The organism is Microbacterium sp. MTN4-26 (assembly GCF_042846595.1).
Taxonomy (GTDB): Bacteria; Actinomycetota; Actinomycetes; order Actinomycetales; family Microbacteriaceae; genus Microbacterium; species Microbacterium luteum.
Map to the genome: position 1 here is coordinate 16,690 of NZ_BTGO01000020.1, position 19,024 is coordinate 35,713.

A 19,024-nucleotide genomic window follows, 5' to 3' on the forward strand; every position below is an offset into this window, starting at 1 on the left:
GAAAGCCTGATGCGGCAACCCACCGCGGTCGCCCGGACCGCCCTCACCGAAGGAGTCACCATGACGTTCCACGTTCCCTCCGTCGACACCTCCGCCTATGTCACCGACGGCTCGCCCGAAGAGCGCTTGGCCGTCGCCGCAGCCATCGACCACGCGTGCCGCACGGTCGGGTTCATCCAGATTCACGGGCACGGCATCCCGCCCGAGATCATCGACGGCCTCACCGAGGCGATGGATGCGTTCTTCGCGCTCGATCTCGACGCGAAGAAGGGCTATCGCACGCCGCCGGAGATCAACCGCGGCTATTCGCCGCCGAAGTCCGAGTCGCTCAGCCTCTCCCTCGGTGTCGAGGCGGCGACGCGGATGAACGACTTCTTCGAGGCCTTCAACATCGGGGCGACCGCCGCCGACTACCCCGAGTCCGCGGATCTCCCTCAGCCCGACTACGCCGACAACGTGTGGCCGGATGTGCCGGACTTCGAGCAGAAGGTGCAGACGTACTTCGGGGAGGCCGCTCGCGTGGCCCGCACGATGACGAGCATCTTCGCCGACGCGCTGGGACTCGAACCGGACTTCTTCGCGGACCGCACCGGTCACTCGCTCGACGTCTTCCGCATGAACAACTACGCCCTTCCGCCCGGCACCGACGTGACCCTCGACGGCGACCTCACCGGCATGGGCGAGCACACCGACTACGGCATCGTCACGATCCTGTGGGCCGACCAGGTGCGCGGACTGCAGGTGCTCGGCGCCGACGGCTCGTGGAACGACGTGCAGCCCGAGGCCGGCGCGCTGCTGATCAACCTCGGCGACGTGACCGCGCGCCTGACCAACGAACGGTGGATGTCGACGCTGCACCGCGTGAAGCCTCCGGTGATCGACGGCACCATCGAGCGCCGCCGCAGCGCGGCGTTCTTCCACGACGGCGATGTCGACGCCGTCATCCGCACCCTTCCCTCGTGCATCGACGACGAGCATCCCGACCTGTACGAGCCGGTGACCGTCGGCGAGCACATCGCCGCCAAGCTCGCCGGCTCGCGAGCCGGCGTACGCAACGTGACAGCTGAACGCGAATCGGCGCGGGTGCTGGCCAGCAAGCGCTGACCTCGCCCGCCGCCGTCGGCGTATGCCGGCGGCGGCATCCGTTCAGATCGTCGCGGACTCGAGGAACAGCAGCGACATCGGAGCGACCATCAGCAGCCCGAGCACGGCGGCCACGATCGACCAGACGAACCTCGAGTGCCGGCGTGCACCGACGACGATGCCGATGATCGCGAGCACGAGGACGACGACGCCCAGCATCGCCAGCAGCGGGATGATGATGATGCCGAGCCACCAGATCGCGTTCATCTCCGGCACGAGCCCGATGAGGAAGACCGCGAGGGTCGGCAGCAGACCGATCGCGGCGACGATCACCGCGACGATGCCGAGCACGTCGCGCTTCCGCGCCGGCGGAGCGTCGACCGGTGTAGTCGGCTCGGTCGTCATGGGCCGCTCGGCCTCCGGGCCGGGTGCTGCGGGAGTGGTCATCGGGTTCCCCTCTGGTCGGATGAGATCCTAGGGCCCGGTGACCCGCGCCGCGCGCGTTCGCCCACGTGTGTCAGTGGAAGAGGCGGCGCCACACGTTCGTGTCGGCGAGGTCGAGCAGCTCATCCCCCCGCCCGGACATCACGGTGCGAAGCGCATACAGCGCGAAGCCCTTGGCCTGAGCGGCGCTGATCGACGGCGGGATCGACAGCTCCTGACGCGCGACCGCCACGTCGATGAGGGCCGGACCCGGTTCGGACAGGGCCCGCTCGAGGGCGCCGCGCAGCTGACCCGGCTCGTCGACGCGGATGCCGGTGATGCCGACCGACTCGGCGACGGCGGCGAAGTCGGGGTTGTCCAGCCCGGTGCCGAAGTTCAGGATGCCGGCCGCCTTCATCTCGACCTCGACGAAGTTCAGCGAGGAGTTGTTGTAGACGACGATCTTCACCGGCAGATCGTTCTGGCGAAGCGACAGCAGATCGCCCATGAGCATCGCGAGACCCCCGTCGCCGGCGAGGGCGATCACCTGCCGGTCTCGGTCGACTGCCTGCGCACCGAGCGCGTGCGAGAGGGCGTTGGCCATCGACCCGTGGGAGAAGGACCCGACGAGGCGGCGACCGGAATGGATGTGCAGATAGCGCGCCGCCCACGTCACCGGCGACCCGACGTCGGGCACGAACACCGCGTCGTCCGCGGCCATCTCGTCGATGAGGCGCGTGAGGAACTCCGGGTAGATCGACGTGTGTCCGTCGTCCGTGGCCAGCTCGTCGAGCTGCGCGCGCGTCTTGCCGTAGTGCTCGAGCGCCGAGCGGAGGTGATCGCTGTCGCGGCCGACGCGCAGCATCGGCAGCAGGGCGCGCGCGGTCTCGCCGACATCGCCGACGAGGCCGAGGTCGATCGGGGCGCGCCTGCCCAGCTGCTCACCGCGCACATCCACCTGGATGATCGTGGCGTCCTGCGGGTAGAACTGCCGGTAGGGCAGGTCGCTGCCGAGGATGAGCAGCGTGTCGCACTTCTCCATCGCCCGGTACCCCGACGCGAAGCCGAGAAGACCGGTCATCCCGACGTCGAAGGGGTTGTCGTGTTCGATGTGCTGCTTGCCGCGCAGGGCGTGCACGATCGGTGCCTGGAGCCGGTCCGCGAGCGCGACGACCTCTTCATGGGCACCCGCGACCCCGGCGCCGGCGAGGATCGTCACGGCGTCGCCGGCATCCAGCAGCTTCGCAGCGGCCTCGAGCTCGCTCTCGCCGGGAACGATGCGCGGCCGGGTCGCCTGAATGGCGGCCGCGGGGCGTCGCTCGGGCGCCTTCTCGAAGAAGATGTCGCCGGGCACGACGACGACGGCGACGCCGCGCTTCTCCACGGCCGTGCGCATCGCCGTCTCCAGCACCCACGGGAACTGAGCCGGGTCGGAGATGAGTTCGCAGTAGTCGCTGCACTCGCGGAACAGCTCCTGCGGGTGGGTCTCCTGGAAGTAGGTGGAGCCGATCTCGGACGACGGGATGTGCGAGGCGATCGCCAGCACCGGAACCCGGCTGCGGTGCGCGTCGAAAAGGCCGTTGATGAAGTGCAGGTTGCCGGGTCCGCAGCTTCCGGCGACGACGGCGAGCTCGCCGGTGATCTCCGCCTCCGCCGCCGCGGCGAACGCGGCCGCCTCCTCGTGCCGCACGTGCATCCAGGCGATGTCGCTGGTGCGCAGCGCATCCGTGAAGGCGTTCAGGGAGTCGCCGGGCAGGCCCCACACCCGTTCGACGCCGGCGCGCTCGAGGATCTCGACGGACTGATCGGCGATGGTCTGTGCCATGGTTCTCCTCGTCTCGGGCTGGTCCCACGGTATGCGCGGGGCGGTGCTCGCTCGCGAGGGGTCGACACCGGGCGGCGGTAGCGTGAGAATGTGCGCGCGCTGGTCATGGATGAGATCGCCGGACCGCTGTCGGTCCGAGACGTCGCCGCGCCGGCCGCCCCCGTGGGCGGAGTCGTCGTGGCGGTGAAGGCGACGGGGCTGTGCCGCAGCGACTGGCACGCCTGGGTCGGGCACGATGACATCGCCCTGCCGCACGTTCCCGGCCACGAGCTCGCCGGCGTGGTCGACGCCGTGGGCGCGGGCGTCGAACGCTGGAGGGTCGGCGACCGGGTCACCGTTCCGTTCGTGTGCGGATGCGGCCGGTGCACGTGGTGCCGCCGTGGCGACGCGCAGGTGTGCCCCGACCAGCAGCAGCCGGGGTTCACCCACTGGGGGTCGTTCGCCGAACGGGTGGCCCTGCACGCCGCGGACACGAATCTCGTCGCGATCCCCGACGACGTGTCCTTCGAGGCCGCCGCCGCGCTCGGGTGCCGCTTCGCCACCGCCTTCCGGGCCCTCACGGCACGTGCGCGCCTGTCCGCCGGGGAATGGGTCACGATCGTCGGCGCCGGCGGAGTGGGTCTGAGTGCCGTGATGATCGCCAAGGCGCTCGGCGCGCGGGTCGTCGCGGTCGACCGCAGCGAACGCGCGCGGCAGACCGCCGTGCGACTGGGCGCCGACCACGTCGTGCCGGCCGGCGACGATGTGCCGGCGCGCATTCGGTCGTTGACCGACGGCGGAAGCCACGTGTCGATGGATGCCGTCGGGTCGGAGCAGACCTGCGCCGATGCCGTGCTGTCGCTGCGCCGCCGCGGACGCCACGTGCAGGTCGGACTGCTGCCGAGCCCCACAGGTCTGTCGCCGGTGCCGATGGCGCGCGCGATCGCGTGGGAACTCGACGTTCTCGGCAGCCACGGCATGGCCGCCGTCGACTATCCGGCGATGCTGTCGCTCATCGAGCGCGGCGATCTGCGTCCGCAGGACCTCGTCGAAGCGGTCGTCTCGCTCGATGACGCCGCCGCCCTCCTGCCCGTGCTCGACCGGTCGTCGCCGGCCGGCATGACGCTGATCGACCCGAGCCGATGACCCGCTCCGACATGCCGCTGCTCGAGCCCGGCGCGCCCGCACTGCCCGGACGGGCACGGATCGCCCAGCGCTGGAGCCGTGCCGTGTTCCTGCACTGGCGGGTGGATTCCGACCGCATCCGGCCGCTGATGCCGGCCGGCGTCGAACCCGATGTGTTCGACGGGTCGGCCTGGATCGCCCTCGTCCCCTTCGTGCTGTCCGACTTCCGGTTCCTGCCCTTCGGGCCGGTGCCGCGCCTCGGCACCTTCTGCGAGATCAATGTCCGCACCTATGGCGTGGATGCCGCCGGAAGGCGCGGCGTCGTCTTCCAGACGCTCGAGGCCGAACACCTCCTCCCCGTGCTCACCGCGCGAGCCCTCTTCGGACTCCCCTACCGGTGGTCGCAGATCGGCATGCGCGATGAGCCCGGCGCGCTGGTGCGGGAGTTCCGCTCACGGCGTCGATCCTCGAGAGGACGACCCGGAGAACCGCGCACGCGCATACGCGTGGCGATCGGCGAGACCGCGGTAGACACGCCGCTGTCCCGCTTCCTCACCGCGCGATGGGGGTTCCATGAGCGGCATCTCGGCCGCACGATCTGGGCGGCGAACGAGCACGAGCCCTGGCCGCTCGTCGAGGCCGAGCTGCTCGCTCTCGACGACGACCTGCTCGCCGCGGCCGGATTCTCCGACCTCGCCGATCGAGCACCCGACTCCGTCCTCGCGATGCCGTTCGACCACCCGGGCCTGATCACGCGGTTCTCGGGCGCCCGCCGGGCCTGACACCGCCCCGACGCGCCGTTCCCGCGCCCACTCCGCGCCCCTACCGCGCCCGCTCAGCGCCGTTTCCGCGCCGGTACGTGGGTCCTCGCGTCAACAAAACAGGAGATCGGCGCCGTGGCGGCGGGGAACAGGGCCGATCACGCCTGGTCGCCGCGAAATCTCCTGTCTTGTCGACGGCGTGGGAGCCCATCCGCAGGCCTCGTAACCGGTTGTTCATCTGCCGGTGAGCATTCCGTCCATAATCGCGGTCTAACTTGGACGCTGCGTCCACATGGACGCGGAAGGGACCCACGTGACCGGCACCATCGTCTTCGACCTCGACGGAACGCTCGCCCTCGGCGACGGACCGATCGTCGCCTACGCCCGCTCCCTCGCCCGGGTCGCCGGTGACGGCTTCCTCACCACGGCCGAGGCGGAACTCGCCTCCTTCGCGGCGGGAGACTCGGGATACCGCGACGGGTACCACGCCGTCGGAACCGCCGCGGAGCACGCCGGCATCGCCTCCGACGACGTCAGCGCGGCCTACGAGACCAGCCGTGACGTGCTCGGCACCCCCGCGGCGCCGGTGGCACCCCCGGCCGGAATCGCCGACCTCCTGTGCGACCTCGCCGGCGACGCCCGGCTCGTGCTGGCGACCAATGCTCCCGACGCCGGCGTGCGGGAGCTCCTCGCCGACTGGGGCATCGCCGACCTCTTCTCGGCGATGCACTTCACCGTCGGCAAGCCGGACGGACTGTCGGCCGTGATCCGCGGCGCACTCGAGGACGGCCCCGTGCTCTCGATCGGCGACATCGCCGAGTTCGACCTGGCCCCCGCGGCGGCTCTCGGTGCCGACACGGCGCTCGTGGGCGCCACCTGCGACTCCTCGCCGTTCCCCGCAACGCTGCGCGGGCGCACGATCGCCGACCTCTCCGACGATCTTCGCGCCTGGACCGCCGCGGCGGCATCCGGCTCGTCTCCCGCTCACCGCTGAGAGGCCTGTCGCGAGTCACCCGGCCTGCTGCCCGGCATCGGCAACATGCTGTCGAACTACACCGACTACCGAGAGTGGGATACGGTCGGCATGCTCCTGATCGTCGTGGTCGCGGCCACGATGCTCATGGATGCGATCTCCGGCGCGATTCGCCGCCGGATCATGGAGGGAGCGGGCGCACGTGACCTGGGTCGGATCCTCTGACGCACCCCCGAGCGCGCGTGTCGCCGCCCTCGCCCCCTCGATGCAGCCCAGCGAGCGACGGGTCGCCGAGGCGATCGCCGCCGACATCGAGTCGGCCATCGACCGGTCGGCGCAGGAGGTCGCCGAGGCCGTCGGGGTGGGCCGTGCCACCGTCATCCGGACCGCGCAGACTCTCGGCTACGACGGCTATCCGCAGTTGCGGGTGGCCCTCGCCCGTGAGCTCGCACGCGGATCGGCGGCCCCCGCCGTGACGAGCGACGGCTCGATGCTCGGCGCGCTGCGGGCCGAGGTGGATGCCTTCAGTGCGCGCCTGCCGCAGACGGTCACCGCCCTCACCGACGACCAGCTCGAAGGCTTCGTCGGCGCCCTGGACGGCGCGACGCGAGTGCTGGTGGCCGCGAACGGCCTGTCCGCACCGCTCGGACTGGACATGGTGCTGCGCCTGACGGCCGCCGGACGCCCCTCAGAGTACCTGCCGGACACCCTCGGACAGGAGATCGCGGCCCGCCAACTCGGCGCGAGCGCCGTCTGCCTCGTCATCTCGGGGTCGGGGGTCAACCGTGCCACGCTCGCGGTCATGACCGCGGCGCGCGAGAGCGGCGCCCGCGTGATCGCGATCACCTCCTTCGCGCGGTCGGCGGTCGCCGAATCCGCCGACATCGCGCTCGTGATCCCCCCGGTGCGCGGATCCTTCCGCGAAGAGCTGGAGCACGCCTCCCGAGCGTCGCTCATGCTCGTCACCGAATCGGTCGTGGGCCTTCTGGTCGCGAGCCGCGGCGACCAGGGTCGCGACGCCCGTTCGGCCACCCTCTCCGTGCTGGGGCACTCGCTCGACGAGTGAGGACTCACCTCCCCCGGCGGAGGTGCGACAATGGGGACCATGCGTCAGTCACGGGCACCTCGGGTCGCTCGTGGTCTCGTCGCCGCATCCGTCGCGACATTCGTCGCGCTGCTGTCCCACGTCGCCGGTGGCGGTGCGATGCCCGGATGGCTCGGCATCGTCGTGCCGTGGGTGCTGTGGGTGTTCGTCTGCACCCTCTTGGCCGGTCGACGCCTCTCCGTCTTCCGCCTGTCGCTGTCGGTCACGCTCAGTCAGGTGCTCTTCCACGTGCTGTTCGTGCTCGGCGCGGCCGATGCCGGGGCGGTGACGGCCGGCGGCCACCACCACGGTGCGATCACGCTGGCGCCGCTGTCCGGCGAGACGACCGCCGCGTTGTATGCCGATGCCGCCATGTGGGGCTGGCACGTGCTCGCGGCCGTCGTCACGGTCGCGGCGCTGCACCGAGGCGAGCGGGTACTCGCCGCGCTGCGCACCCTGGCCGGCGAGCTGGTCGCGTGGTGGCGCCGGCGTCAGCCCGTCGCCGTGCTCTCCCCGGTTCCGGATGCGCCCCGCGCCCCTCTCTTCGTCGTTGCCCCGTCGGTCGACGACGCCCCCCGCCTGGCGCGCCCCTGCGGCGCCGCGGACCGCCCGCCCTCCGAGTGCTCTGACCACCGCCGTCGTCCGTTCCGGGCGACGGGTCGTTCGCGCTCGGCCGAGGCCGAGCGGAGTACTCGCGCACGATCGTGCGCAGAAGGGCGTCGTCGATGTTCCGCATCCGCACGCGCCTCGTCACGGCGGTTGCCGCGACGAGCATCGTGCTCGGATCCACCGTCGTCGTCGCGGCCCCCGCCGCCGCGCACGACGAACTGATCTCGAGCACCCCGGCCACGGACGAGCAGCTCGCCGTGGCTCCCGAGTCGGTGACGCTCACCTTCTCGGGTGAGATCCTCCCGATGGGGGCGGCCGTCGTCGTCGCCGACGCCGATGGCCATGACTGGGCCGACGGCGAGCCCGAACGGAGCGACAACGTCGTGACGATCGCGCTCGAGCCGGATATGCCGGAAGCGGGATACGAGGTGCGCTGGCGCGTCGTCTCCGAGGACGGCCATCCGATCAGCGGTCTCGTGCCGTTCACGATCGGTGATGCCGAGCCTCTCGAGCGGGCCGCGACCGACACGACCGCGAGTACGGGTGACAGCGTCGGCGACCCGGCGTCGTCGCAGAGTCAGAGCACACAGGAGAGCGCGGGCGCGATGCGTCTCGTGCTCATCGGCGCGGGTGGGGCGGCCGTCGCGGTCGCCGCCTTCGCGCTCATCTCCCTCACCCGCCGGCGAAAGGCCGGCACCGGCGACGAGTCGTGACCCGTCGCCATCGCACCCTGAAAGGCAATCCTGTGAACACAACCATCCGCACCACCTCTCGTTTCGGCGTGCTCCTGGCAGCGGGCGCACTTCTGCTCGCCGGCTGTGCGTCCACCTCGACGCCCGCCGCCGACACCGAGGCCGCCACCCAGGCGGACTCCTTCGCGATCAGCGACGCGTGGGTGAAGTCCGCCGAGTCCGGCATGTCGGCGGCCTTCGGGGAGTTGGAGAACTCCTCCGGCGAAGACATCACCGTCGTCGCCGCCTCGACGGAGGTCTCCCCGATGATCGAGCTGCACGAGACGGTCACCGACGAGACCGGGGAGATGGTCATGCAGCCGATCGACGGCGGCTTCGTCATCCCCGCCGAGGGCACCTACGCGCTCGAGCCCGGCGGCAGCCACATCATGCTGATGGGGCTCGAGCAGCCCATCGTGGCCGGCGAGGAGGTCACCTTCACGCTGACCTTCGCCGACGACTCGACGGTGGAGTTCACGGCCCCGGTGAAGGACTACTCGGGCGCCAACGAGAACTACGTCGGCGACGACTCCGAGATGGACATGGACATGGACGAGTCCGACACGAGCGGGTCGGACGACAGCTGATGGCCGCGCCCGACAAGGGCGCGGGCCGATCCGGCTCGACCCGGCGGCAGTTCCTCCTCGGGGGAGCTGTCGCCGGCGTCGGCGCCGCTGCCGCGATCGGCGCCGACCTGGCCCTCTCCCAGAACGACTCCCCGACCGCATCCGCCTCGGTGCCGCTGAACGGCGACACCGTGGTGCCCTTCTACGGAGCACATCAGGCCGGCGTCGACACCGACGCCCAGGCGCACGGCACCTTCGTGGGCCTGAGCCTGCACGACGACGTCGACCGCGACGGGCTCCGCCGTCTCATGCAGGTCCTCACCGATGATGCGTCGCGCCTGACGCAGGGCGAGGCGGCCCTCGCCGACTCCGAGCCCGAGATGGCCTCCCCGCCGGCGCGCCTCACGGTGACGTTCGGCTTCGGTCCCGGATTCGTCGCACGCGCGGGCGGGACCGGACCCGCCTGGCTCGCGCCGCTGCCCGCGTTCGGCATCGACAGGCTGCAGCCGGAGTTCAGCGACGGCGACCTGCTCATCCAATTCGCCGGCGACGACCCGACGACCGTCGCCCACGCCACGCGCATGCTGCTCAAGGATGCGCGCAGCTTCGCCGACGTAAAGTGGACGCAGCACGGCTTCCGTCGCGCCTACGGATCGGTCGCCCCCGGGACGACGATGCGCAACCTGTTCGGCCAGGTCGACGGCACGGCCAATCCGCAGCCGGGCACGAGTGAGTTCGACACCGTGGTGTGGAACACCGAGGGCTGGATGGCCGGCGGCACCGGCGCGGTCGTGCGCCGCATCCAGATGGACCTCGACACGTGGGACCAGCTCGATCGGCCCGGGCGGGAGCAGTCCGTCGGCCGCTATCTGTCCAACGGTGCGCCGCTGACGGGCACCGCGGAACACGACGAGCCCGACTTCGAAGCCACCACGGCCATCGGGTTCCCCGTGATCCCGGAGTTCTCGCACATGCGGCGGTCCCGACCCGACGACCCGACGCAGCGGATCTTCCGGCGCGCCTACAACTACGACGAGGCGCCCACCGGCGACCGGGTGTCGGACTCCGGGCTCATCTTCGTGTCGTTCCAGGCAGACGTCGAGAAGCAGTTCACGCCCATCCAGCGACGCCTCGACGAACTCGATCTGCTCAACGAATGGACGACGCCGATCGGTTCGGCCGTCTTCGCCGTGCCGCCGGGCTGCGCCGAGGGCGGATACATCGGAGAGACCCTCCTCGCCTGACGTTCTGGCTGCGCGGGATCGGGCAGGACTGATGCGTCCCGGACGGGCGTGGAGTACCCGCACAGGGGCGACGACCTAAACTGGACGCATCCGTCCTGTCCGTCAGGACCACCTCCACAGGAACCATCGTGACTTCATCTCCGTCTTCGCGCGCCTTCGACGTGCGCCACGTCCAGGTCGCGCGTGCGGTCTTCGCGGCGATCGCCGCGGTGATGATCACCTTCTCGAGCGACCACTCGGCCGCCGTGGGTCTCGCCGTCTTCAGCGGGTTCGCCCTCGCCACCGCCCTCGTGCACCTCGCCGCGGCGTGGCTGGTGTACCCGGCGGGCGCCCGGTGGCCCGCGGTGCTCCTCGGTCTGATCTCGGCCGCCGCCGGCATGGCCGCCGGCCTGCCGCCGTGGCGCACCACGACGCTCTTCTTCGTCATCGTGGTCGCGTGGGCGGTCCTCACGGGAGTGACCGAGCTCATCGCGGGCATCCGCGGCATGCGCGGCGGGGCAGGCAGCATCCCCACTCGCACCGAGTCCCGCGACGGCGTCGTCATCGGCGCGCTCACCCTCGTGTTCGCCGCAGCGACGCTGATCGTGTCGCCGGAGTATTCGCTCAGCTACACGATCGAGGAGGCCGGCACGTTCGAGCTGACCGGCACCATCATCGCCGTCGGCGTGCTGGGCTTCTACACCGCCATCGTTGCGGTGTACCTCGGCATCGCCGGAGCCAGCCCGCGGCCCAAGACTGCGCCCGCCGAGACGGCCGGATCCGACACCGCCGAGCAGGGTGCTGCCGAACAGGGCGCTGCAGAACAGAGGGGCGCCGACGCGTGACCGACAAGCCCACCCGCCGCGACCTGCTCAAGCCCGTTCAGCTTCTCGGGCTCGCCTTCGCCGCCGCCGCGTTCGCCGGGATCGTCGCGCTCGTGGCGATGGGGTTCTTCCAGGCGCTGCCGGCTGAGGACCACCAGCGCGCGATCGTCGTCGCGCTCGTGGTGGCGGGGGTGAGCTTCATCGCGACGCTTCTCATCGTCGCCCTGCTGCTGCTCGCGGTCGATCCGGCCGAGATGGAGAAGCCGATCGATCGCCCGGTACTTCTCCCCGACGAGGTCGACTCCGCGGGCGACGAGTCCCCCACCTCCTCCTGAGCCGTCTACGCGAGCGTGTCGACGAGGGACGACGCGAGCCCGGTGTAGCCGCCCGGGGTGAGCGCGATCAGGCGCTCCTTGGCGTCATCCCCGATGTCGAGACCCCGCACGAACTCGGCCAGCTCCGCCGCGCCTACGCGACGACCGCGCGTGAGCTCCTTGAGCAGCGCGTAGGGGTCGGAGATCTGCGATCGTCCGGCGGTGATCTCGGCGCGAACGACGGTCTGGATCGCCTCGGCCAGCACCTCCCAGTTGGCGTCGAGATCGGCATCCAGCATGTGCTGCGACAGCGAGATCTCGCCGAGCCCGCGCTCGAGGTTGTCGAGGGCGAGCAGCGAGTGCCCGAACGCGACGCCGATGTTGCGCTGCGTGGTCGAATCGGTGAGGTCGCGCTGCATGCGGCTGGTCACGAGGGTCTGGGCGAGCGTACCGAACAGGCCGCCGGAGATCTCGAGATTCGCCTCGGCGTTCTCGAAGCGGATCGGGTTGATCTTGTGCGGCATCGTCGAGGAGCCGGTTGCTCCGGCGACCGGGATCTGCGCGAAGAAGCCGAGCGAGATGTAGGTCCATGCGTCGGTCGCGAGATTGTGGAGGATGCCGCCCGCGTGCCGCACGCGGTCGTAGAGCTCGACCTGCCAGTCGTGCGACTCGATCTGCGTGGTGAGAACGTTGAAGCCGATGCCGAGGCCCTCGATGAACGAACGCGACAGCTCCGGCCAGTCGACGTCGGGCTCGGCGGCCAGGTGCGCGGACCACGTGCCGGTGGCACCGGAGAACTTCGCGAGGAAGTCGCCGCCCTCGATCTGATCCGCGACCCGCGCAAGACGCCATGCGAACACGGCGAGCTCCTTGCCCATCGTGGTCGGGGTGGCCGGCTGGCCGTGGGTGCGCGAGAGCATCGCGGCGTCGCGGTGCTCGACCGCGAGAGCCTCGAGCTTCGTGATCACCGCGCGGAGCTCGGGCAGCCACACCTGCGTCACCGCTCGCTGCACCGTCAGGGCATAGGCGGTGGAGTTGATGTCCTCGCTCGTGCAGGCGAAATGCGTGAGCTCGGCGATGCCGCCGAGATCGAGTCGGTCGAGCCGGTCGCGAACGAGGTATTCGACGGCCTTCACGTCGTGACGGGTGACCCGTTCCTTCTCGCCGAGCCAGGCGATCTCCTCGGCGCCGAAATCGATGTAAAGCGCGCGCAGGCTGCGCTTGGCCTCCTCATCCAGGGGTGACGTTCCGAACAGCGAACGGCCGGTGAGGGCGAGCAGCCACTCCACCTCCACCTCGACGCGCGCGCGGTTCAGGCCCGCCTCGGAGAGGAAATCGGAGAGCGGGGCCACGACGGCGCGGTAGCGGCCGTCGAGCGGGCTGAGGGGCTGGTCGGGCAGAGAGGTCACCGGAGACTCCCGTCGTCGCGCGTGAGGGGACCGGCGTCAGGACGCCGGTCTGATGGCGGGTTCGAGCTGCCGGAAGAGCGCCCGGCTCGCACCCTCGATCATAGTCAGCACGTCGTCGAACATCCCGGGGCCGGCGTAGTAGGGGTCGGGCACGTCGAGGGTCGGCGCATCCGTCTCGAACGACATCAGCAGCGCGAGCTTGTCGGTGTCGCCCTCGGTGCGGGCCCACTCGTGCAGGATGCGCTCATGGCTGCGGTCGAGCGCGACGATCAGGTCGTTGCGCTCGAAGTCCTCGCGGGTGAACTGCCGGGCACGGTGTCGCGATCCGTCGTAGCCCTTGCGCTCCAGGGCTTCCAGCGTGCGGTGATCGGCTCGCTCGCCGACGTGCCACTCCCCGGTTCCCGCGCTCGTCGAGACCACACGATCGCTCAGTCCGGCCGAATCCGCGAACCAGCGGAAGACGACATCGGCCATCGGGGAGCGGCAGATGTTGCCGGTGCAGACGAAGACGACGCGGAACGGTTCGTACTCGTTCGCGCTCATGATCCCCATTGTGCGTGCACCGGATGCGCTTCGCGCAAGAGGCGGATGCCGTCCGGCCGCTCTCCTCCTGCACAGGTCGCACCTGTCCCGCCTCCGTCCTCAGGCTCGCCGTCGCGGCTGCGACCGAGGCCGGACGCGGCCGCATCCTGAACGCATGCTCTTCACGTTCCCCTCCCCCGCCTCGACCATCTCGGGCGCCGACGTGGCAGCGGCCGAGCGCGCGGAACGGCGTCTCGCGCTCGCGGTCGAGCGCCTGCGGCAGGTCGAGACCGACGCCGTGCGGCTGGCCGAGGCGACGTCGTGGCGCTCCCGCGGCGGGCGGGAGTTCCGTGATGCCGCGCAACGCTGGTGCGACGACATCGCCGGCGCGGCCGCACAGGCCGACGTGCTGCGCGATGACGCGGCCCGGCAGGCGATGCGACTGCAGGATGAGGCGGAGTGGGGATGAGTGAGCGATGAGCGACGACCTCGACATCTCCGCCGGCGGCGCCGTCGCCGTCGACACCGACACCCTCCGTCACGCTGCGCGTGGCTTCGACGTGCTGCACGCCGACCTCGACGACGTCGATCGCTACCTGATGCTCGCCGCCGACGATCTGATGGTGGGCCCGGCGACGTCTCAGCGGCTCGGGGCGGAGATCGACGCGCTCCGGATGCGCACCGCGGAGCGGCGCGAGACGGCCGCCGAGGTCGCGCGAGCGCTCCGCGATGCTGCGGCCGTGTACGAGACCGTCGAACTGTGGGCGGAGCGCCGTGCGGCGGAGCTCGCGGGCGACGACGCGCGAGCCGGTCTGATCCAGCGTCGCCTGACGGCCCTTCACGGCGACCACCCCGACGCGGGGATCGGCGCCGCGATGCTCCTCATGCGTCACACGCTCACGTGGCCGAGCGACCTGGTCGCGCAGGCCCACACCACCGGCGCGCTGCTGAGTCCCTTCGGGGCGGCCGGGCTGTTCGTCGGCGGCCTCGCCGCGAGCGCGCACGGCACCGGCGCCGGCCGGGTGCCGGCATCCGCCCGCCTCACCGGAGCCCCGGCGTCGGTGGCCGTGCGTCGCACCGCGGCGTCGTCGCTGCCGGCACCGCGGTCGTTCGCCGACATCGCCGCGCGGATGCCGGCCGGGGCCGCGCAGGTGCGCATCGAGAAGTACACGTTCACCGGAGCACCCGCGCAGTATGTCGTCTACGTCGCGGGCACGCGGTCGTCGCAGCTCGGCGGCACCCAGCCCTTCGACAACCGCTCCAACCTGCAGCTCTACAGTCGGCAGCGGTCGGCCTCCTACGACGCGACCATCGCGGCGATGGGAGATGCCGGCATCCGGCCGGGAGACGTCGTGCACACCGCCGCGCACTCCCAGGCCGCCATGGTCACCTCGCACCTGGCGCTCGAGGGCACCTACGACGTGCGCACCGTCATGACCTTCGGCTCCCCCGTGCACGCCGACGTCGGCGACGACGTGCTGGCGGTCACCGTGCGGCACACCGATGATCCGGTGGCGGCGCTGTCGGGCGGGGGTTACGCGCAGGCGGTGGGCGCACCCGGAAGCGTCGTGGTCGAACGCAGCGCCGATCCCGACGCGGGGATCGACGATGTCACGATGCCCGCGCACCATATGTCCGCCTACGCCGAGACGGCGGCGTTGATCGATCAGAGCGACGATCCGCGCGTGGACGGCGTGCACGACCTGGTCGATGCGCTGGCCGAGGCGGACGGTGTCGAGGTGTTCGAGTACACCGCCCACCGCCGCTCCGACCGGTCCGCGGGAGGTGGCGGACAGTGAGCCGCGGTCGGCTCAGCCCTTGTCGCGAGGGCGCAGGATGATGCCGGCGATCCAGTTGATGAGCGAGATGACGATCGCCGCGACGATCCCCCACCAGAAGTCCTCGACCCGCAGGCCGAAGTTCCAGAATCCCGTGATCCAGGCGGTCAGCCACAGCAGGAAGCCGTTGATCACCAGGCCGATCAGGCCCAGCGTGAGGATGTAGATGGGGAAGGCGAGCACCTTGATCACGGTGCCGATGAGCGTGTTCACGAGCGCGAAGATCGCCGCGACCAGGAGCAGGGTGAGCACCAGCTGCAGCGTCTCGCCGGGCTCGAAGGGGATGACGCTCACACCGAGCACCGGAATGAGGGTGACGATCCAGATGGCGAACGCGTTGACGACGACTCGAAGCAGGAAGCCCATAGTGGCGACAGTCTCCCACGCGCGCACCTCGGTGCGACAGTGCGCGAGTCGTAGACTCGGGCCGTGACCGACGGATCCGACATCCCCGTGCGCGTGCGCGCCGACATCGCGGCGCTGCCCCCCTACAAGCAGGGGCGCCAGGCGGGGGCCGACGCCTACAAGCTCTCCAGCAACGAGAACCCGTTCGATCCCCTGCCGGGCGTCGTCGAGGTGCTGCGGGAGTCCGTCGGCGTCAACCGCTATCCGGATGCGGCGGCGACCCTGCTGCGCGAGCGCCTCGCCGCACGCTACGACGTCGATGTCTCGCGCGTGCACATCGGTGCCGGCAGCGTGTCGATCCTGGCCCAGCTCGTGCAGGCCGTCTCCACTCCGGGCGACGAGGTGATCTACGCGTGGCGCTCCTTCGAGGCCTATCCCTGGTTGACGGTGCTCGCCGGGGCGACCGGCGTGCAGGTCCCGGTGACCGACGACGCGCGTCATGACCTGGACGCGATGGCGGCGGCCGTCACCGCCCGCACGCGAGCTGTGCTCGTCTGCTCGCCGAACAACCCCACCGGGCCGGTCGTCACCCAGGCCGAGTTCGACGCGTTCGTCGCGCGGGTGCCCGATGACCTGCTCATCATCCTCGACGAGGCCTACGCCGAGTTCGTGACCGATCCCGACGCGGTCGACGGCACGCGTGTGCTCGCGACCGAGCGGCCCAACGTCGTGGTCTGCCGCACGTTCTCCAAGGCCTTCGGTCTCGCGGGACTCCGCGTCGGGTACGCCCTCGGCCACCCTCGGGTGCTCGATGCGGCCCGCAGCACCGCGATTCCGCTGTCGGTGACCGGGCAGTCCGAAGTTGCGGCGATCGCCAGCCTCGAGCTGGAGGACGAGCTCCGAGCGCGTGTCGCCGTGATCGGGGAACGGCGGGATCGCTTGGCCGCACAGCTGCGCGAGGTGGGGTGGCGGATTCCGCAGGCGCAGGGGAACTTCGTGTGGCTCCCTTCCGGTGACGCGTCGATGACGATCGCGGCGGCGTTCGAGGCAGCAGGCCTCATCGTGCGGCCCTTCGCCGGTGACGGCATCCGGATCTCCGTCGGCGAAGAGGAATCTGTGGACAAGGTCCTACGCATCGCGGAATCCGTTGTGCATGATCTCCCAGCGGGCCACCCCGGACGGCGGGCTAGCGTAGAACGGTGACCCCGCCCGAAGCGCCCGCACACGGCACGTCCGAACATCCCGACGTCGTACGCCTCCTCGACGCCGACGGCTCGCTCTCCCCGAGCGCCGCCGCCGAGGCCTATCTGCCCTACATCGAAGCGCTCGACGACGCCGATCTCAAGACCTTCTATCGCGACATGGCGGTGATCCGAGCCTTCGATCAGCAGGCGACGCATCTGCAGCGTCAGGGTCAGCTCGCGCTGTGGCCGCCGAGCTTCGGGCAGGAGGCCGCGCAGGTGGGATCCGCTCGGGCCGCCCGCGCGCAGGACCACCTCTTCCCCTCCTATCGGGAGCATGCCGTCTGCCGCATACGCGGAGTGGACCCCGTCGACATCATCCGTCTCATGCGGGGTCTCACGCACGGCGGATGGGATCCGGCCGACCCCAAGAACGGCAACACCCACATCTACACGCTGGTGCTCGGTGCGCAGGCGCTGCACGCGACCGGGCTGGCCATGGGCATGGTCTTCGACGGCCGAAGCGGCACCGGAGACCCCGACCGCGACGCGGCGGTGATCGTCTACTACGGCGACGGTGCGTCCAGCCAGGGCGACGTGCACGAGGCGATGGTCTTCGCAGCGAGCTACCGCACGCCCGAGGTCTTCTTCCTGCAGAACAACCACTGGGCCATCTCGGTGCCCGTCGCGACGCAGTCGCGCGCCCCGCTCGTCCAGCGCGGCACGGGATACGGCATCCCCAGCGTGCAGGTCGACGGCAACGACGTGCTCGCCAGCTACGCGGTCACGCGCCGGGCGCTCGACGAGGCGCGCGGCGGCGACGGTCCGCGTGCGATCGAGGCGCTCACCTACCGAATGGGTGCGCACACCACGAGCGACGACCCCACCAAGTACCGCACGTCCGACGAGGAGCAGTCCTGGGCGCGGCGCGACCCGATCGCGCGCATGCGCGCCTACCTGGAGGGCCGCGGCGCGTCCGCGGCGTTCTTCGCCGACGTCGAGGCGGAGTCGCGGGCGGTGGCCGACGACGCCCGCGTGCGCACGAATGCTCTCGGCGGAATAGACGCCGAAGCCATGTTCGCCCACGTGTATTCCGCCCCGCATCCGCTGATCGATGAGCAGCGTGCGTGGCTGGCGGCCTACGAAGCGACGTTCGAGGGGGAGACGCGATGAGCACGGATGCCGCGACGGCCACGCCCACGGCAACACCCGCAGCGAGCGAGACCACCGCGGTCATGCCGATCGCCAAGGCCCTCAACGCCGGCCTGCGCGCCGCGATGTCCGCGAGTGACCGCGTGCTGCTCATGGGCGAGGACATCGGCCGCCTCGGCGGCGTCTTCCGCGTGACGGAGGGGCTGCAGGCCGAGTTCGGCGAGCGTCGCGTGCTCGACACCCCGCTCGCCGAGTCCGGCATCGTCGGCACCGCGATCGGCCTGGCGATGGGCGGATTCCGACCGGTGATCGAGATCCAGTTCGACGGGTTCGTCTTCCCGGCGTTCGATCAGATCACGACGCAGCTGGCGAAGATCACCAACCGCCACGAGGGCGCCGTGCAGATGCCGGTCGTGATCCGCATCCCCTACGGCGGACACATCGGCGCGGTCGAGCACCACCAGGAATCGCCCGAAACCTACTTCGCCCACACGCCCGGGCTGCGCGTGGTGAGCCCGTCGACGCCGAACGACGCGTACTGGATGATCCAGGAGGCGATCGAATCGCCCGATCCCGTCGTCTTCCTCGAGCCGAAGGCACGCTACTGGCAGAAGGGCGAGGTCGATCTCACGGCTCCGGCCGTGCCGCTGCACGCCTCCCGTGTCGTGCGGCGCGGCACCGACGTCACCCTCGTCGGTCACGGCGCCATGGTGACGACGCTCCTGCAGGCGGCCGCTCTCGCGGAGTCCGAGGGGACCAGCTGCGAAGTGGTCGACGTGCGCTCGCTCTCGCCGGTCGACTACGGCCCCCTCCTCGACTCGGTGCGGCGCACCGGCCGCATGGTCTACGCGCAGGAGGCGCCCGGGTTCGTCAGCCTCGGATCGGAGATCGCGGCGACGGTGACCGAGAAGGCGTTCTACGCTCTCGAGGCGCCGGTGCTGCGCGTGTCGGGCTTCGACACGCCCTTCCCCGCGGCCAAGCTCGAAGGCGTCTACCTGCCCGATCCCGACCGCATCCTCGAGGCCGTCGACCGCGCCCTCGCCTACTGACCCGCCCC

The 19,024-nt window shown here is 70.8% G+C and carries 21 protein-coding genes and 1 pseudogene; 17 read left to right on the forward strand and 5 right to left on the reverse strand.

Annotated features, from left to right (window positions below; translation table 11 throughout):
- Positions 1–60 precede the first annotated feature (60 nt).
- Positions 61–1,104 carry an isopenicillin N synthase family oxygenase gene (locus ACGG9C_RS14745; protein ID WP_228480866.1) on the forward strand — a complete coding sequence of 348 codons (1,044 nt, stop codon included), beginning with the start codon at positions 61–63 and terminating at the stop codon, positions 1,102–1,104.
- Between the two features lie 42 nt (positions 1,105–1,146).
- Here the strand turns inward: ACGG9C_RS14745 and ACGG9C_RS14750 are convergent, their stop codons facing one another.
- Both ACGG9C_RS14750 and poxB read right to left on the reverse strand, forming a co-directional pair.
- The gene (locus ACGG9C_RS14750; protein WP_194384054.1) at positions 1,147–1,530 is read right to left on the reverse strand and encodes a hypothetical protein; all 384 of its coding nucleotides are present in this window, start codon (positions 1,528–1,530) and stop codon (positions 1,147–1,149) included.
- A 70-nt stretch (positions 1,531–1,600) separates the two neighbouring features.
- Complete coding sequence (gene poxB / locus ACGG9C_RS14755; protein ID WP_194384053.1) at positions 1,601–3,331, reverse strand: ubiquinone-dependent pyruvate dehydrogenase; 1,731 nt, start codon at positions 3,329–3,331, stop codon at positions 1,601–1,603.
- A 90-nt stretch (positions 3,332–3,421) separates the two neighbouring features.
- Here poxB and ACGG9C_RS14760 point away from each other — a divergent pair, with 90 nt between their 5' ends.
- The 11 genes and pseudogenes from ACGG9C_RS14760 (at position 3,422) to ACGG9C_RS14810 (ending at position 11,541) form a co-directional block, all read left to right on the forward strand.
- A complete protein-coding gene (locus ACGG9C_RS14760) occupies positions 3,422–4,456 on the forward strand; it encodes a zinc-dependent alcohol dehydrogenase family protein (protein WP_194384052.1) in 1,035 nt (344 codons plus the stop codon).
- The gene (locus ACGG9C_RS14765) at positions 4,453–5,217 is read left to right on the forward strand and encodes a YqjF family protein (RefSeq protein ID WP_194384051.1); all 765 of its coding nucleotides are present in this window, start codon (positions 4,453–4,455) and stop codon (positions 5,215–5,217) included. Before ACGG9C_RS14760 ends, ACGG9C_RS14765 begins: the two co-directional genes overlap by 4 nt.
- A 292-nt stretch (positions 5,218–5,509) precedes the next feature.
- Positions 5,510–6,190 (forward strand): HAD family hydrolase, encoded by a 681-nt coding sequence (locus ACGG9C_RS14770; RefSeq protein WP_228480865.1) that lies wholly within the window; start codon positions 5,510–5,512, stop codon positions 6,188–6,190.
- Between the two features lie 33 nt (positions 6,191–6,223).
- Positions 6,224–6,394: pseudogene (locus tag ACGG9C_RS14775) on the forward strand (phosphonate ABC transporter, permease protein PhnE); the annotation flags it as partial.
- Positions 6,372–7,235 (forward strand): MurR/RpiR family transcriptional regulator, encoded by an 864-nt coding sequence (locus tag ACGG9C_RS14780; RefSeq protein ID WP_228480864.1) that lies wholly within the window; start codon positions 6,372–6,374, stop codon positions 7,233–7,235. The pseudogene ACGG9C_RS14775 and the gene ACGG9C_RS14780, both read left to right, overlap by 23 nt.
- Before the next feature lie 39 nt (positions 7,236–7,274).
- Entirely contained in the window at positions 7,275–8,084 is an 810-nt protein-coding gene (locus ACGG9C_RS14785; RefSeq protein WP_194384047.1) for a hypothetical protein, read from the forward strand.
- Positions 8,030–8,575 carry a copper resistance CopC family protein gene (locus tag ACGG9C_RS14790; protein WP_228480863.1) on the forward strand — a complete coding sequence of 182 codons (546 nt, stop codon included), beginning with the start codon at positions 8,030–8,032 and terminating at the stop codon, positions 8,573–8,575. The genes ACGG9C_RS14785 and ACGG9C_RS14790 overlap by 55 nt, the downstream gene beginning before the upstream one ends.
- Positions 8,576–8,607: 32 nt before the next feature.
- On the forward strand, positions 8,608–9,180 hold the full coding sequence (locus ACGG9C_RS14795) for a copper chaperone PCu(A)C (protein ID WP_194384045.1): 573 nt from the start codon (positions 8,608–8,610) through the stop codon (positions 9,178–9,180).
- A complete protein-coding gene (locus ACGG9C_RS14800) occupies positions 9,180–10,403 on the forward strand; it encodes a Dyp-type peroxidase (RefSeq protein WP_194384044.1) in 1,224 nt (407 codons plus the stop codon). Before ACGG9C_RS14795 ends, ACGG9C_RS14800 begins: the two co-directional genes overlap by 1 nt.
- A 128-nt stretch (positions 10,404–10,531) precedes the next feature.
- Positions 10,532–11,227 carry an acyl-CoA synthetase gene (locus ACGG9C_RS14805; protein ID WP_194384043.1) on the forward strand — a complete coding sequence of 232 codons (696 nt, stop codon included), beginning with the start codon at positions 10,532–10,534 and terminating at the stop codon, positions 11,225–11,227.
- Positions 11,224–11,541: an amino acid transporter gene (locus ACGG9C_RS14810; protein WP_071045244.1), complete on the forward strand. Its 318-nt coding sequence runs from the start codon at positions 11,224–11,226 to the stop codon at positions 11,539–11,541. Before ACGG9C_RS14805 ends, ACGG9C_RS14810 begins: the two co-directional genes overlap by 4 nt.
- Before the next feature lie 5 nt (positions 11,542–11,546).
- Here ACGG9C_RS14810 and purB read toward each other — a convergent pair whose 3' ends face one another.
- Both purB and ACGG9C_RS14820 read right to left on the reverse strand, forming a co-directional pair.
- Positions 11,547–12,929: an adenylosuccinate lyase gene (gene purB, locus ACGG9C_RS14815; protein ID WP_194384042.1), complete on the reverse strand. Its 1,383-nt coding sequence runs from the start codon at positions 12,927–12,929 to the stop codon at positions 11,547–11,549.
- Between the two features lie 36 nt (positions 12,930–12,965).
- Positions 12,966–13,472: a low molecular weight protein-tyrosine-phosphatase gene (locus ACGG9C_RS14820; RefSeq protein ID WP_194384041.1), complete on the reverse strand. Its 507-nt coding sequence runs from the start codon at positions 13,470–13,472 to the stop codon at positions 12,966–12,968.
- 154 nt (positions 13,473–13,626) lie between these two features.
- On the opposite strand from ACGG9C_RS14820, the gene ACGG9C_RS14825 reads away from it, so the two are divergent.
- Both ACGG9C_RS14825 and ACGG9C_RS14830 read left to right on the forward strand, forming a co-directional pair.
- Entirely contained in the window at positions 13,627–13,920 is a 294-nt protein-coding gene (locus ACGG9C_RS14825) for a hypothetical protein (protein ID WP_194384040.1), read from the forward strand.
- A 7-nt stretch (positions 13,921–13,927) separates the two neighbouring features.
- Entirely contained in the window at positions 13,928–15,250 is a 1,323-nt protein-coding gene (locus ACGG9C_RS14830; RefSeq protein ID WP_194384039.1) for a hypothetical protein, read from the forward strand.
- A 12-nt stretch (positions 15,251–15,262) separates the two neighbouring features.
- Here ACGG9C_RS14830 and ACGG9C_RS14835 read toward each other — a convergent pair whose 3' ends face one another.
- On the reverse strand, positions 15,263–15,655 hold the full coding sequence (locus ACGG9C_RS14835; RefSeq protein ID WP_071045239.1) for a phage holin family protein: 393 nt from the start codon (positions 15,653–15,655) through the stop codon (positions 15,263–15,265).
- A gap of 63 nt (positions 15,656–15,718) precedes the next feature.
- Here ACGG9C_RS14835 and ACGG9C_RS14840 point away from each other — a divergent pair, with 63 nt between their 5' ends.
- From ACGG9C_RS14840 to ACGG9C_RS14850, 3 genes are all read left to right on the forward strand, one after another.
- A complete protein-coding gene (locus ACGG9C_RS14840) occupies positions 15,719–16,837 on the forward strand; it encodes a histidinol-phosphate transaminase (protein ID WP_194384038.1) in 1,119 nt (372 codons plus the stop codon).
- The gene (locus tag ACGG9C_RS14845; protein ID WP_194384037.1) at positions 16,834–17,988 is read left to right on the forward strand and encodes a thiamine pyrophosphate-dependent dehydrogenase E1 component subunit alpha; all 1,155 of its coding nucleotides are present in this window, start codon (positions 16,834–16,836) and stop codon (positions 17,986–17,988) included. The genes ACGG9C_RS14840 and ACGG9C_RS14845 overlap by 4 nt, the downstream gene beginning before the upstream one ends.
- A gap of 62 nt (positions 17,989–18,050) precedes the next feature.
- Complete coding sequence (locus tag ACGG9C_RS14850; RefSeq protein WP_071045290.1) at positions 18,051–19,016, forward strand: alpha-ketoacid dehydrogenase subunit beta; 966 nt, start codon at positions 18,051–18,053, stop codon at positions 19,014–19,016.
- Positions 19,017–19,024: the final 8 nt, after the last annotated feature.